This window comes from Litoribacter populi (assembly GCF_007483685.1).
GTDB lineage: Bacteria > Bacteroidota > Bacteroidia > Cytophagales > Cyclobacteriaceae > Litoribacter > Litoribacter populi.
Window position 1 is genome coordinate 33704 of the sequence record NZ_VMKN01000003.1, and the last position, 15264, is coordinate 48967.

The window sequence follows — 15264 nt, forward strand, 5'->3', positions numbered from 1 at the left end:
CCCCAATTAATTTTGAATTTTATAGAACCATAAAGCATTTTCCGATATGTCTTCTATTATCTCAATCCGTAAAATATTCTTGAGTTTAATCACTGCATCAACCTTTTACGTGGGCTGCAATCCCTCTCAAGATGGTTCAATTGTGGAATCCAGGTGGCTGGAACTTTTCAATGGGGAGGACCTGGAGGGTTGGACGGTGAAGATCACCGGTCATGAAGTGGGTGAAAACCATGCGGAAACCTTTCGGGTGGAAGATGGCTTTTTGACCGTTTCTTACGATGGATATGAAAACTTTGACGAGCAGTTTGGGCATATCTTTTACGATGAACCATTCTCTGCCTACTTGCTAAGAGTAGAATATCGTTTTATTGACGAACAAGCGCCTGGAGGTGAGGGCTGGGCTTATCGAAACAGTGGGGTTATGTTGCATGGGCAGTCAGCCGAAAGCATGGGGCTCAATCAAGACTTTCCCATTTCTATCGAAGGACAAATTCTAGGCGGAGACGGAGAAAACGAACGACCAACCAGCAACCTGTGCACTCCCGGTACACACGTGAAAGTTGACGGTGAATTATTTACCCCCCATTGTCTTAATTCAGATTCCAAAACTTATCATGGTGATCAATGGGTTACAGCCGATTTTTTGGTGTTGGGTGATTCTCTTATCGAGCATAGGCTGGAGGATAGGGTGGTATTGAGGTACACCAATCCGCAAATCGGTGGCGGAAATGTCTCCAACCATAATCCGGATCTCTTTGAGGAAGGTCAACCGCTGACAACTGGCTATATTTCACTTCAAAGCGAAAGTCATCCTATTCAATTCAGAAAAGTTTCTCTATATAATTTGGAAAGGCATATGGGTGACCAAGCAGCACTTCAAAGCAAACTTAAGGAATTGCTTTAATTAATTCCGGGCACACCTCCATCCCAAGAGGCATGCAAAAAATCATACCCGGCGTAAAAAAATCTAGGGTGGCAACTTAATAATTTAAAGCTCCGTCATTATACTGACTTTGGTTAAAAACCCATTTCTTATATTCTGTCAACAGCCTTTTGGCTTTTGGAGGGAAGTCAATCATTTGGGTTTTGATTCCTTTGGAAATCTCCCTTGCCCTGGTCTTCTCCATCTGGCTTAAAAATCGGGCTTTAAGTTCTTCGTGTTTGCTAAAATTTCTCATATCAACAGGTAATTAAATCCGAACTTACACTTTCAATCTTCGTGCCCACAGCTAGATTTTTACTAGAAAAATTTAAACTTTTTCGCATTTAGATACAAAAAACACTTTTACGATATTTTCATGCATTTTATTGTCGTTTTTTGAATCCCTTTAAGTTTCGCAAGGCTTGTTATTTGATTATCTTTATAGAAACCTTTTAACAAATTGCATATGAAGTCGATCCTTTACGCCACAGATTTTTCCGAAAACTCGGAAAGAGCTCTTCCCTTTGCTTTAGGACTAGCAGATATGCACGGGTCCGAGCTTTTCATGGTTCACATCCTTCCTGTGGCCGATGAATCCAGTATTTATAAGGCCAGCAGCAAAATGAAGAACTTATTTTCTTCCTGGGCAAAGAATATTTCAACCAAAGTTCACTACATGGTAGAAGATCACAAGTCTCAATCGGAAGGGCTATTACGAGTGATTGACCTGTATTCCCCAAATTTGGTGGTAGTGGGATCAAAAGGTGGCGGAATGATAAAGGAAACCATCATGGGAAGTACAACCAAGACCTTAATTAGAAAATCAAAGTCCCCTGTCTTGGCCGTACCGGAAAATGCCGCGTATGTAGACTTCAAGGAAGTATTATACACTTTAGATTATCACAATGCAAATGTGCCGGCACTGCAAACACTCTTGAAAATATTCCAAGGCTATGAACCTGCCATCACTGTAGTCCATGTAAGGGATCACGAGGAAGAGGTAGAGGGAAACTTGTTCGATTATTATCGGGATGAGATACAGCAAAAAATCCCCTATCCAGCTATCAGGGTCAAGCAGTTTTTTGCGACAAACATCTATCAGGAATTGCACAACCATATTCAGCAGCACAAATATGATCTGGTGGTGATGGTAGAGAAGGAAAGGTCAAATTTTCTCGACAGGCTATTTGAGGAAGATTTGGTTCAAAAAATGGAATCAGATCTTAAGGTGCCTTTGTTGAGCTTTTCGGAGAAGTATTTGGTGTAGGATGTTGGATGACCGATGACCGATGATTGATGTGATGACTTCATTATTCATTATTCATTATTCATCATTCATCATTTCGCACACAGCCAAGTTATATTAAGGAAACATCTCCCTTACGGCATCGGAAAATTCTTCGGTCAGGGCTCTATAATCTTCCCCAAATTCTTCTTGCCTACTCAGAAAAGCTTCTGCCAAGCTGTAATAATACCAGTTTTGTTGTTCATAAGGTGCGTTGAATCGGTCCCAGATAGCTTCCCCCACCCTACGATAATCCCGGGTAATTGCCCGGATGTTATCTAGTTTATCTGCCAGTGCCAGGGCCAATACGGCTTCGTCCTTTTCTCTGGCCACGTAATCGATGGTGTGGGACTTGCGCTCCTTCCAAGGCGCCTCTTCCTCCCCTTCCTGCTGATAAAGCTTAGAAGGCTCGGTGGCACCTTTTACCAATTGAGCTACTCGAAGCCCAAACGCCTGCTCCACCTCCTCTATAGTCACAGGCGTATCCTCAACCGTATCATGCAATAATCCGGCAACAGCTACCTCCTCGTCGTAGCCATATTCCAGCAAAATCTTCATCACATTGGTAAGGTGGGAAACGTAGGGGATGTTTGTCCCTTTTCTAAAATGTCCCTCATGCGCCTTGCAGGCAAATATTATCGCTTCAAAAATCATATTCAATTTGAAAGTTTAAGGACAATCACAAGCTCGTCCACACTTCATCAAGTTAACCACTCTACCGCTTAATCCAAAACTAATTTATCATCATTCGAAAAAACTACTTTAAAATGGCCTTCCTTTTTAGTAAAAAATTCATCAGCCTTTCCTGAAACCCATAGATGAGTAAGTGACTATTGTCACGCAATCACCCCTTAGGAATGTTTAAATTTGGAGTTAATCTGAATATTTCCATTACTATGAATATAAAAGCATTATTAGGAATCTTAATTTTTTCTTTGGCAGTGGCTCATATCAAAACGCTCTTTGACGAAGAACGGGATAAGAACCCCGGCCGAACATATATTGTGAACGGTGGAGACCTCATCCAGGGAAGCGGCTATGCCTACTTTTCAAAAGGTGATATCTTCCCTGAGATCGTGAAAAAAATGGGATTTGACCTGTTGATTCCCGGAAACTGGGAGGTAGTCTACGGCAAGGAGTCCATGATGGAGGTTTTGAATGCCTATGATACACCTGTGATCGCCCAGAATATGTTCCATGAGGAGGACAATAGCCCACTGTTCCCTGCTTATCACATGGCGGAAATTAAGGGAGTCAAATTAGGTTTCATCGGGATAAATGACCCGGATGTCCCGGTAAGACAGAACCCCATATTCAGTGAAGGGATGGCCTTTTCTGGCATCGATGAAGAGGTCGAAAATTTAATTAAAGAGGTAAAACATGAAAAAGGCGCAGATGCTTTGTTCCTGCTCACCCATATTGGGATTTTCAAGCAGGTGGAGTTGGCCAACAATGAAATTTCAAAAGACGTGGATTACATTTTAGGGAATGACACCCATGAAAGAGTCCGCCAACCCATACAGGGCAAATATGCTAAAGTCACCGAACCTGGGGCCTTTGGCTCATTTGTAGGGAAATTGGTTTTACATTTTGTAGATGGCAAGATTGTCAAAGAGGAATACGAGTTACTGGATGTGGATCCAGAAGTGTATCCGGCTGATCCCGAGATCCAGGCTTTGGTGGACAAAGCAAAGGAACCTTACAAGGACAAAATGGAAGCAGTGATCGGCTACACAAGCACACCTATTTTCAGATACCTAACGGTAGAAAATCCAATGGACAACATGATCACAGATGCGGCCCGATGGAAAACGGGAGCGGATATCGCCATTTCAAACGGGTTTAGGTTCGGCAACCCCATCATTCCGGAGGATGGGAAACCTGCTCCCATCACCAGAGCCAACCTTTGGAACCTGATCCCAATGGACGAAAGAGTCAAAATGGGCAAGGCCACCGGCAAACAGATTAAGGACTGGTTGGAACAGGAGATGCACAATGCATTTGCTGAGGATGCCACCGAAAGGTTTGGAGGATGGCTTGTGCGTTTTTCAGGAATGGAAGTTGACTTTACCAGCAAAAACCCCAAGGGGGAGCGTATTAATGCCATCACCGTCAAAGGGAAGCCCATGCAGGATGATGAATATTACACCATTTCGGCCTGTGAGCGTCCGGGTGATCCCGAACATGTGCTGTGCAGACTGCCAAATGCAGTTGACATAGAATATAAGGATTACACCATTCACCAGGTAGTAGAAGAGTACCTGCAGAAAAACTCCCCTGTCGCCCCTGTCATTGACGGAAGGGCCTATAGTAAGGACTTGGGGGTTTATTCCTTCTCAACTGTACCAGGAACCGATTACAAGTTCAGGTAAATAATTCAGGCCGTTTAAATGGGACGGCCTTTTTTTCAATTTAAAATCGCCTTCCATTCTGGCAAGGGCGGCTTGTCAATGGTACGTTGATATGCATCTTGGAAGGCTGTTTTATACTCGGGGTTAACTTTTAAAGGAACAAGCTGGAACACACCTACTTCGGCCAATAGTGCTTTAAAGGCTTTTTCAAAGGAAGAAAAGGTCTTGAGGTAGTTCACATTTTCCAGTTTGTCAACCTCCAGATCGGGCTCAAAGTCAAAAACATTAATTTCGGGTGTGATGTAAAAATACTTTTCTTCCCCTTGCTCTCCCGAGCGGTAAAACACAGTAGATCCATTTTCTCCCCCCAATTCCAAAATGAGATCGAAATCCTGATTGGCCTTGAATGAGTCCACAACTCCCTCCAATACTTCCAAAGTTTCCTCCCTAAGATTGGCCGAGGAAAAGTAGGTTTGGGGATCCGCTTGATTGATCCTCTCATTGGAAATCTGGTCCTCCAGATGAATGTGAATCACTTCGGCCAAGATTCCGGCTTTTTTAGCATACCTGATAAGGTTAGCAAAATCATCATCATAGCTGTGCCCTGAGCAATATTCGACCACCAAAGTATTGCCATCCATAAGGGTCAGCAAGCCCTCCTCACTGGCATGATTGTAAATCTGCACAATCCCATCTAACTCCTCCAGCGCCTGAAAATGACCGAAAAGCTCTTTGCTGATTTTAGCTAAGTCAAAAACAAAATGGTCAGTTGAGGAGGCATAGTTTTTCTCGATAAAAGTTGTCTTTCCCGAACCCGCCGGGCCGGTAATAAATTTTATTTTGGCCATAATGATGAGTAATACAGTTAAAAAGAATGTCAAACCTAGACGGCAAATTCCCAAAAAACGCTAGCAGCTAAATTAATATTTTGGAGTAATGTAACTTAATAGAAGCCAGAAAGTTAAAAATTACAATTACAAGTTACGACCATTTGGGTCCAATTACCAAAGATGGGGACATTGATTGTCGCACTTTGATTTAATAAACCGCACAATCAGGGCTACGGTTAAAATAAACCGCCAAGAACGAGAAGGGGCGCAAAGAAAAATAAGTGAGAATAGTTTAACCCTATCTCTCTGAGCCCTCTGCTCCTCTGTGGTTTTTTTGGTAATTCAGTCCACACTTAATGTGTGGCAAATTTCAGGATTTAAACGTATTTTAGATCTCCGGTCTTCGGTCTTCGGTCTTCCGTCTTCCGTCTCCCGTCTCCCGTCTTCTACCTTTTACCCACATAAAAACATGAGGTTAGCCATCATCAACTTTTTCCTTGCCTTCACCATTTTTTCAACGCAGGCACAACAACTATCTCAAGTCGTCGAGGAGGTTGAGGGTTTAGCGGGCCGGCAGGAATATCTTTCTTCCCCTTTTGTCACGGCAGGCGACCGGGTCTATATGGTAGGCCACCAAGACGGTACTTTTCCAGATTTGGGCTGGCATGTGGAAGGCGAAATGGGCGGCATCTGGAACCATCCCATTAAACTCTTGGATGGGTTTACTGCCTCGATAGGTTTGGAAAACGAATTCTATTGCCTAGATAAAGCAGACAAGTTCATCAATTACCCTTTTGCCAACAAGCATCTTTTTCAATCCACTGTTCCTGAAGTCCAAATTGAAAGATTTCAGTTTGTTCCCGATGGCAAACAAGGAGCCGTGATAGAATTCACCATTACAAACCTTTCGGAAGACAGGAAGGAACTTAGCTTTGAGTTCACCGGGCATGTCGATCTGAGGCCAGTTTGGCTGGGGGAAAAGGCGGGGATGTTTGATCATCCAGATTTATTGAAGTTTGATGATGAGCGAAATGTCTGGACCGCTAAAGATGAGGGCAACGAGTGGCATGCTGTTTTTGGAGGTGATCTGCCTGCCCAGATGCATCTGAGAGCCTCTCCGCACTGTGATTACGAACCGAAAGGAAAAGGTGCTGCGGCTGGACTGGTCTATGACATTTCCTTGGAAAGCTCCGGAAGCCAAACCCTGACTATCTACATTTCAGGCTCCTATTTATCACTGGAAGAGGCATTGGAAACCTTTGAAGACTTACAAGGTAATGCCCACACCTATTTAGAAGAAAAAAAGCTGCAGTATGAGTCTCTAGCCTCCAAATCCAAGGTAACCATTCCCGACAAAGATCTGGAAAAAGCTTTTGAATGGGTAAAATACAACACCGAATGGCTCGTCCGGGACGTGCCGGAAATCGGACGTGGGCTGGGTGCAGGCATGCCGGATTATCCCTGGTGGTTTGGCGTGGACAATGAATATACGCTGCAAGGAGCGATCGCCACGGGCAGAAAAGACCTGACTTATGAGACCATTGATTTGATCCACCAGCTATCCTTGGAGGAAAATGGCAACGGCAGGATTATCCACGAAGTCAGCACAAACGGGGTCGTATTCAATCCAGGCAACATCAACGAGACGCCGCAATTTGCCTCCCTGATCTGGATGGTGTATAACTGGACTGGCGACAAGGATTTTTTGGCCAAATATTATCCAACAATCAAGAAAGGTTTGGAATGGCTGCTGGAGGAAAATGACCAAGACGGCAACCTTTTTCCCGATGGGTATGGCATGATGGAAATCCATGGGCTGGAATCAGAAATGGTGGATGTGGCCAGCTATACCCAGGCTGCTTTTGCAGATGCGGCAAAAATGGCTGAGGAACTGGATGACCAAAAACAAGCCGTCTATTATCAAGGACTTGCCGATAAACTCAGAGAAAAGATCAATGAGGAGTTCTGGGTGGAAGAGTCCAACTCCTATGCTGACTTCATCGGGACGGCTTCCGAAGCCCTTCATCTGATAGAAGCCGCAATTATCAGAGCCGACACTCTCGACAAACCATGGGCAGTGGAAGAATTGAAGGCAATGAAAAGCAAAGTTTCCGCCCTACCCCCCAACCAAAAACAAGGCTTTGTGGTATTCCACAACTGGGTGGTCAACACTCCGATGGAAATGGGAATCGCTGATAGGGAAAAGGCTATAAAAGCACTCGACAAGGGTGCGAGGTTTGTCAACCCGTTTGGGATTTTCGTCACCGGTATAGACCGGGATGACTCTTCCGATCTGGAGGATGGAGCATTTGCGGGCAGCAGGGTTTTTTCCTACACAGGAGCCGTGATGACCTTGCCGACGGGCGTACAGGCTATCGCAGAAAACAATTACGTCAGACCGGACCAAGCTTTGGACTACCTGCAGCGCATGACCCGGTCCTTTGGTTTTGCCCTGCCAGGTTCTATTTATGAGGTTTCCCCGGATTATGGGATGATGGCACAAGCCTGGAATTTATATAGCTATGCGGTTCCTATTGTGACCCAGTTTTTTGGGATTAAACCTCAGGCAGGCAAGAAAAAGGTGGTCATTTCTCCCCTAATGCCTGGTGACTGGGAGGAGGCTTCGATTGAAAATGTGATGATCGGAGACAATGACATCAGTTTGGCATTTACCAGGACTGAGAAAGGGATAGAACTGGAACTCACCCAACAAAAAGAGGACTGGGAAATAGAGTTCTCTTTCCCCGACGGACAATATGAGACCTGGATCCTAAACGGTGAAGAACTTACTCCTGAACGAGCTGAAAGAAACCAGTTTATTAAATCAAAAGGAAATAGAATCACCGCCCGTTTTCATTAATCTTCTCTCTTCCTGAAATCCATATTATGGATCAACCAAAAGGTAAGACCATGCCTGAATACCGTATTGTTGGTCTGGGGAATTACCCGCCAGTGGTAGCCGGCGAGCACCGAAAGGTTGCGATAGGTGAAGGTAGGAAGAATATAAAGCCTGTTTTGGTCTATGCCATTGTGGATTTTCCCACCAGCATTATAGAGGATTTCGTCCATAATCCTCAGCTGGATGTTGGTATGGGAGTTAATGGTATGGATTGGAATTCTCACGGTGGCCATAAACCTCAACCTATTATAAAACAGGCGATCATCTAGGACATTAATACCTTCTACCATCTGTCGGAATCGGGCATCATAGCGGAATCGGAGCTGATAACTGATTTGGTCATTGATCCAAAAATTGCCCACAACCTGCCCCCAAGGACGGTGCTCATTTCGGATCAGCCTATCAGAAAAGGAAGTAGCCGTCACCACATAGGCATATCCTCCGGAGATACTTACTTTGGGGTCAAAAAAGTAGGTCAATCCATGTCTGTTGACAAAAAAGGAAGTGGTCGCCCAATGGAAATCATTCCAGATAGCCCACTTTTCGCTCACACGCAAAGAGGAGATATAAGAACCCCAAAACTCCCCTTGGTGCTCTACTGTCTGTGCAGAAAGATTGCTTATGCTGAAAATCGAAAAAAGTACTACGCTCCAAATCCGGCGCATGTTATGGGGTTTTGCAGTTGTCTATAGCGTCTGAGTAGGTCTTCGCAGAAACCAATCCAACATTTTAACTGAATTGTTTTCCCCGCAGGACATTCTAAATTTAATAATTGCTGAGGACATAAAGGTAAGAACCCCAATGAAAAATATGGAATGGGCTATCCCCAGCCAGTCAGCAATGATTCCCGTCAAAATTGCTCCGATAGCATAACCCAAATCCCTCCACAAACGGAAAATCCCAATACTTTTTGCCCGGTCACCCGGATGGGTATTTTCAGCAATAGTAGCCAAAAAGGTAGGATAAACCATGGCCGTTCCCCATCCCAGCACTGAGGAAAGCACCACAAACTGGGTCATGCTTTGCGCCCAGACCAACCCTATCAGGGCTAAAGCCTGCAAAAGCATTCCGGTAAACAACATGTCCTTCTTGCAAAACTTATCCGCCATTTTCCCGGTAAACAATTGCCCTATCCCCCAAACTCCGGGATATACAGCGGTTAAAATACCGATTTGTTCTAGGGAGAAATTCTTATTGGCTAGCAAAATGGGGAAAATCCCCCAGGCCATGCCATCGTTGAGATTGTTAATCAATCCAGCTTGTGTGACCGAACCCAAATTTTTGTCCTTCCAGGTGGTGTCCCAAAAGATGTTTTTAAGTTTTTGCAGCGGGCTATCTATAGTCTCCAAGGCCACATGATGCTGCGTGTCTTTGATCAAAAAAATACTCCCTACCAATCCAAGGACCACCAAACCAATTCCCAAATAAAAGGGATATGGCCTTACCCCAAACTCACTGGCAATATATCCAGTCAGAAATGCCACCACCGCTACAGCCAGATAGCCGGCAAATTCGTTCAGCCCCATGGCAAAACCACGTTGTCTTTCACCCACCAGGTCGATTTTCATGACCACGGTGCTGCTCCAGGCAAGACCTTGGTTGATTCCCAAAAACACATTGGCGGCAATTACCCAGTTCCAGTTGGGGGCAAACATCAGGATGAAAGGTACAGGAATGGCAAAAAGCCAACCTGCGACCAACAGCTTTTTCCTGCCAAACCTGTTGGCCAAGGCCCCAGCATAATAATTAGAAATGGCCTTGACAATGCCGAAAACCACGATAAAGGAAAGAATGGCGGTCTTGGCGGCAATGCCAAATTCCTGCTCAGCAATTTGCGGCAAGATGGATCGCTCCAGCCCCACCATGCCCCCTACGAAGGCATTGATGATGACCAACAACGTGAATTGCTTCCAGTTTTCCTTCAGTCCTAATTGGATTCCTGACATTCCATTCTTGATTTTTCAACTGCAAAGTTAAGGATTTCCTTGAGGCAAAATTGTGAGTTAGGTTACAAAAGCCCACGAAAAAAGAGGCCCATTCCTGAGCCTCTCCCATCACTTTTCCTCATCGGTCATCCGACATCCGACATCCGACATCATTTAGTCAAAGCCTTCTCCCTTTGCACCTCCATCATATCCACCGGAGGAGGAGTATTGTCCCCGAGCAGATGCTGGACGAAGTAGTCACCCATTCTCCAGAAGAAGTATTCGGTCATGTCGCCGAACCCATGTCTCTGTCCAGGCAGGGTGATAAAGTCGAAGCGTTTGTTGGCCTTTATCAAGGCGTTTGCCATACGGATGGTGTTGGCCGGGTGTACATTGTTGTCCACGTCTCCGGTTACCAACAATAGGTGACCTTTTAGGTTTTTGGCCAAATCAGGATTTTTCTCCACGTCATAAATGAACTTGGATTCTCCGTCACCGTTTTCAACCTCTTTCACACCATGGTGCTTTTCTGACCACCAGCGGTTGTAGATGTTGTTTTCGTGGTTACCGGCACTTGATACCGCTACCTTAAACACATCCGGGTAAACAAGCAAGGCCGCAGTAGACATAAAACCTCCGCCTGAATGGCCATGAATACCTACTTTGGACCGGTCGATGAAGCTATGTCTGTCCGCAAGTTGCTCCACGGCTGCTTTCTTATCCGCCAATCCGTAGTCTCTCAGGTTTCCATAGCCGTAATTATGATACCACTTGGACCTTCCAGGGTGGCCACCACGGTTACCGATCGTAACTACCACAAAGCCCAACTGCGCCAAGCGGTCAACTCTATCCATACCTTTGCTAAAAGTTTTGTTCACCGCTTCGGTTTGAGGACCTGGATAAACATACTGGATCAAGGGGTAAGATTTTGTTGAATCGAAATCATATGGCAAATACATCACCCCAAATAAATCGGTAATGCCATCATCAGCCTTGAAAGTAAAAGGCTTCGGGAATTTATACCCTGCAGCAAAAAGCCTGGAAAGGTCAGTTGTTTCCAAATCCATCACTTTTTTGCCATTGGCATCCATCAATTCTGCTACTGGGGCGGCATCAACTCTTGAGTAATTGTTGACAAAATAGGTGGCGTTGTCATTGACATTGGATGAATGGTTGAAATCACCATTATTGAGCAGCGTCATCGGACCACCGTCCAAGCTGACGCTGTAAAGGTGCTCGTAATATGGATCTTCACCCTTCTCCTTGCCATTGGCGACAAAGTAAACCTTTTTGTTTTTCTCATTTATCCTTTCCACTTTATCCACATGGAAAGCTCCAGTAGTTAGCTGTCTTTTCAAAGTTCCGTCTACCCCGTAAAGGTAAAGGTGTCCCCAGCCGTCCCTTTCGGACCAATGGATGATATCCCGGCCATTATTGACAAGCTCAGGTTTGTTGATGTCAATGTAGGTATTGCTTCTTTCCTCCACGATGACTTCCTTCTTGTTGTCTTTCAAGTTCCAGCGAACGATGTCTACCTTTTTTAAATCCCTTGAAGTAACGGAGAAGAAAAACTGCTCATCGTCTCCCAACCAAATTACCGGTCTGAATTCATCATCTCTCGTATTGTTTGGTCTTGAGGCAGACCAAAGACCTATATTCTGATCCACAAAAGTGGCGATCTCGAGTTTTTGAAGTTCTTCGTTTGTAAATGAATAGTGATAAAGCTCCTGAACAGGCTGCTCTTTCTCACCCGGCATGGCATACTTGTAGGTTTCCAAAGTTGGGCGCGGGTTCTTGGAGTTATGGATAACCCAAAGATCTTTTACTTTTCTGCTGTCTGAGCGGCTGATAACAAACTGCTTGGCATCTGGAGACCACATCGCCATGGCTCTTTTGCGCTTATCTTTGTTTTTCTCCCGATCTACATTATCCTCACCACGGCCTCCAATGCCATAATCGTAATACTCCTCACCATCCTCGGTCAGCTGATGTTCCACGATGGTGCTGTCTTTTTCATCCTCCACTGCCTTCAGGAAATTCTCCTTGTCCATCCAATAAAGGTTGTGGTGCTTAGCAAAAACTACCTTGGAAGAATCCGGTGCTATGTTTGCCCAAGCCATTCTCTTGTCCTCCTTATCGTCCTCGATTTCGGTCAGTTCTCTGGAAGTAAGATCATAATGGAAAGTGAAAACCCTGTTTTCTAGGGAATCTTTCGCGTTTTTATTCTTTTCCTTGATCTTGTCCCAGTCCTTTTTAAGGACTTCCTCGGAGCTTTTAACCTTGAACTTGATGGTATTTTCATCATCCAAAAATCTCAAGCCGGTCAGGTCGAGGTGCTGCCCGTCAAATGGATCTTTTACCACTTTCGTAATCTCCATAGCCAATTGGTCACGGTCAAACAATGGCGTTTTAGTCTTTTTGGCTGGGTCTACTAGATAGAAGAGTTTTCCATCCTGGGTTTCGTAGCTGTACCAAAACTTATCCGATTTCTTCAGCCAGTGGGGGTCCACTTGGGTAGAGAAAACCATCTTTTTCACCTTCTCGGGGCTGAATTTTGCCGCCAGTTCGTAATTTCCTTTCTGCCCAGACTCCTGTCCAAACGCCCCAAAGGAAAGCAGCATCATCCCGATGCCCAATAATCTATATTTCATATTTAGGATTTTTTCAAGTCCTAAACTAAGGCTAATAGGACAAAAGAAAGATACCGCTGATGTAAAAGTGCTGGACGGAAGACAGAAGACCGAAGCCGGAAAATAGGGGCATTTATAAAAATTTCACCGCAGAGAATGAAGATATATATTCATCTTATTACAAATTCACATAAAGTTGTAGATATACCTTCAACTTTTATTGAATATCATTATTTCTGAACACACAGCTGCAACTTTATAAGAAGAAATTTCCTCTTCGCACTTCCAACTCCTAAAAATTCTTTTTAACTTTTAACCCAGATTTAAACAAAACAAACTGAGCTTCAGCACGGTATAACGCCATGGAACAATACGCCCAAGTCTTAAATATTGCCATGCCCATATTTCTTGCCCTGATCTTGATCGAGCAGTTTTTCGAGTGGAAACTGGGCAGGAAAGTATCCAATTCCCTGGACACAGTATCGAGCATCAGCTCGGGCCTTACCAATGTGATCAAAGACGTTTTGGGGCTTACGGTTTCCATTCTTTCCTACAAATGGCTGGTGGATAGAGTGGCGATATTTGATATAGAAAATGTGTGGATGGTTTACCTCATCACTTTCGTAGCCATTGACTTCAAGGGCTACTGGCAGCACCGTTGGGAACACAAGATCAACATCCTGTGGAACCGTCACGTGATCCATCATAGCAGTGAGGAGTTCAATTTGGCTTGTGGATTGAGGCAAACAATTTCGACGGTGTTCAGTTACTTCGCCTTCCTATTGGCCCCAGGGGCCATTGTGGGGGTCCCGGTTGAGGTTATAGCTACGGTTGCCCCCTTGCATTTGTTCCTGCAGTTTTGGTACCACACCCGCCTTATCGGCAACTTGGGAGTCTTGGAACATGTAATCGTCACCCCCTCCCATCACCGCGTCCACCATGCGGTGAATAAGGAGTATATGGATAAAAATCTGGGACAGATATTCATTGTTTGGGACAAATTGTTTGGCACCTTCCAAAAGGAAATGCCCGAGGTGCCTTGTGTTTATGGTATCTCGAGACCCGCCCGTACCTGGAATCCTATCAAGATCAATTTCCAACATTTTTGGGTTCTTGTCAGGGATGCTTACTATGCTAAAAGCTGGTGGGACAAAATGCGGATCTGGTTTATGCCTACGGGTTGGAGGCCAAAAGATGTAGAGGAAAAATTTCCCCTAGTCAGCATCAAGGACCCCTACACCTATCAAAAATACGGACAGGAAACCACCAAAGTCTTCCAGCGATGGGCTTGGGTTCAGCTGCTTTTTAATTATTTCCTATTAATTTACCTCTTCGCCTTTATTCAGGATATTGGGTTTACGGGAGCTGTTGTATACGGTGTCTTCGTCGTCCTTTCCGTGTATAGCTACACTGAACTAATGGACCGAAATCCGCTTGCCCTATATATGGAGACAGTTAAATCTCTGCTTGGCCTAGGTCTTATATTCTACATGGGAAGCTGGTTTGGCGCCACGGAGAATGTTGGATTTTGGTATACCGGTGTAGTGGGATCTTATATGGTATTGTCGGCTGGCATGGCGGCGTTTTTTATGGTCAAGGGATCGGTGAGTACCAAGTACCAGGTACTAGGTACCAAATAATTTTTTCCGTAAATTTCATTATTCATCATTCGACATTCATCATGATTTTTGGGGTACAAAGTACGTTTCCTTCGTATTTCGTACTTTTACACTAACCCTCTAACCCGTTCCCGCAGGGAACATCTACTCCTCTACCCTAAAGCTCAAAAACGTCTCAAAATCTTCCGGTTCATAGATTTGAATTTGGTCGCGGATGGTGGAGGGGCCTTGGGGGTGGGTGTGGAGATCCATGTATAGGCGGCCATCGGCTAACAAGGCCACTTCATCATCTGACAAATCAAAGGTTCCAAAAAAGGTCCCACTATCTCCGTCATCATGCATCTTAACCTCCAATTCATATAGATAGGCATTTTCTTCACCTGGAACACCTGGGTGTATGTGAACAACGGGAGTTTGGGGTTGTTCGCTGTTATCCTGCATCTGGATATTCAGGTTCTCAAACTCACCCGTGACGGTAAGCTCATTACCCAGTAAGGTCAGTTTTGCTCCCCCACTGGCAGGGGTGATCTCCCCCATACTTGCCGTGGCTACGTTTTCTTGAACCATCATTACCGAAAAGGTCAACACCTCTTCATCAACTGTTTGCACCTCCTTGGTGCTGCAAGCATACATGGCCAGGCAAAGTATAAAAATTATAGGTTTCATAGGTCGTATAGTTGGTTGTCTATATAACCTCCACAACGGCAAATCGTTTGTCGAATTAACCGCTAAGAAAAAAAGAAGCGCAAAGGGAGGAGCTTTTTTGTCCTCAACATCTGACATATGGATTAAGCCCATATGTC

At 44.7% G+C, this 15264-nt stretch carries 12 protein-coding genes; 5 read left to right on the forward strand and 7 right to left on the reverse strand.

The window, feature by feature from the left end; genetic code table 11:
• Positions 1-46 precede the first annotated feature (46 nt).
• On the forward strand, positions 47-904 hold the full coding sequence (locus FPL27_RS18900) for a 3-keto-disaccharide hydrolase (RefSeq protein WP_143962803.1): 858 nt from the start codon (positions 47-49) through the stop codon (positions 902-904).
• 76 nt (positions 905-980) lie between these two features.
• Here FPL27_RS18900 and FPL27_RS18905 read toward each other — a convergent pair whose 3' ends face one another.
• Positions 981-1178 carry a hypothetical protein gene (locus FPL27_RS18905; RefSeq protein WP_143962804.1) on the reverse strand — a complete coding sequence of 66 codons (198 nt, stop codon included), beginning with the start codon at positions 1176-1178 and terminating at the stop codon, positions 981-983.
• Between the two features lie 210 nt (positions 1179-1388).
• On the opposite strand from FPL27_RS18905, the gene FPL27_RS18910 reads away from it, so the two are divergent.
• Positions 1389-2189, forward strand: coding sequence for a universal stress protein (locus FPL27_RS18910; protein ID WP_143962805.1), 801 nt, complete (start codon positions 1389-1391; stop codon positions 2187-2189).
• 96 nt (positions 2190-2285) lie between these two features.
• Here FPL27_RS18910 and FPL27_RS18915 read toward each other — a convergent pair whose 3' ends face one another.
• Positions 2286-2861, reverse strand: a complete 576-nt coding sequence (locus FPL27_RS18915; RefSeq protein WP_143962806.1) for an HD domain-containing protein — start codon at positions 2859-2861, stop codon at positions 2286-2288.
• A 242-nt stretch (positions 2862-3103) separates the two neighbouring features.
• Between FPL27_RS18915 and FPL27_RS18920 the strand changes: the two genes are divergently transcribed.
• Entirely contained in the window at positions 3104-4579 is a 1476-nt protein-coding gene (locus tag FPL27_RS18920) for a bifunctional metallophosphatase/5'-nucleotidase (protein ID WP_221936630.1), read from the forward strand.
• Positions 4580-4614: 35 nt separating this feature from the next.
• Here the strand turns inward: FPL27_RS18920 and FPL27_RS18925 are convergent, their stop codons facing one another.
• Positions 4615-5406 (reverse strand): DEAD/DEAH box helicase family protein, encoded by a 792-nt coding sequence (locus FPL27_RS18925; protein WP_143962808.1) that lies wholly within the window; start codon positions 5404-5406, stop codon positions 4615-4617.
• Between the two features lie 451 nt (positions 5407-5857).
• Between FPL27_RS18925 and FPL27_RS18930 the strand changes: the two genes are divergently transcribed.
• A complete protein-coding gene (locus FPL27_RS18930) occupies positions 5858-8248 on the forward strand; it encodes an alpha-L-rhamnosidase-related protein (RefSeq protein ID WP_143962809.1) in 2391 nt (796 codons plus the stop codon).
• Here FPL27_RS18930 and FPL27_RS18935 read toward each other — a convergent pair.
• The 3 genes from FPL27_RS18935 to FPL27_RS18945 all read right to left on the reverse strand — a co-directional run bounded on the left by FPL27_RS18935 (position 8245) and on the right by FPL27_RS18945 (position 12863).
• Positions 8245-8952, reverse strand: coding sequence for a DUF2490 domain-containing protein (locus FPL27_RS18935; RefSeq protein WP_143962810.1), 708 nt, complete (start codon positions 8950-8952; stop codon positions 8245-8247). The genes FPL27_RS18930 and FPL27_RS18935 overlap by 4 nt on opposite strands.
• 21 nt (positions 8953-8973) lie before the next feature.
• A complete protein-coding gene (locus FPL27_RS18940; protein ID WP_143962811.1) occupies positions 8974-10233 on the reverse strand; it encodes an MFS transporter in 1260 nt (419 codons plus the stop codon).
• Positions 10234-10382: 149 nt separating this feature from the next.
• Positions 10383-12863: a S9 family peptidase gene (locus FPL27_RS18945; RefSeq protein WP_143962812.1), complete on the reverse strand. Its 2481-nt coding sequence runs from the start codon at positions 12861-12863 to the stop codon at positions 10383-10385.
• 341 nt (positions 12864-13204) lie between these two features.
• Here FPL27_RS18945 and FPL27_RS18950 point away from each other — a divergent pair, with 341 nt between their 5' ends.
• Positions 13205-14482, forward strand: a complete 1278-nt coding sequence (locus tag FPL27_RS18950) for a sterol desaturase family protein (RefSeq protein WP_143962813.1) — start codon at positions 13205-13207, stop codon at positions 14480-14482.
• A 123-nt stretch (positions 14483-14605) separates the two neighbouring features.
• On the opposite strand, the gene FPL27_RS18955 is transcribed toward FPL27_RS18950, so the two are convergent.
• Positions 14606-15127, reverse strand: a complete 522-nt coding sequence (locus tag FPL27_RS18955) for a CHRD domain-containing protein (RefSeq protein ID WP_185974423.1) — start codon at positions 15125-15127, stop codon at positions 14606-14608.
• Between the last annotated feature and the right edge of the window lie 137 nt (positions 15128-15264).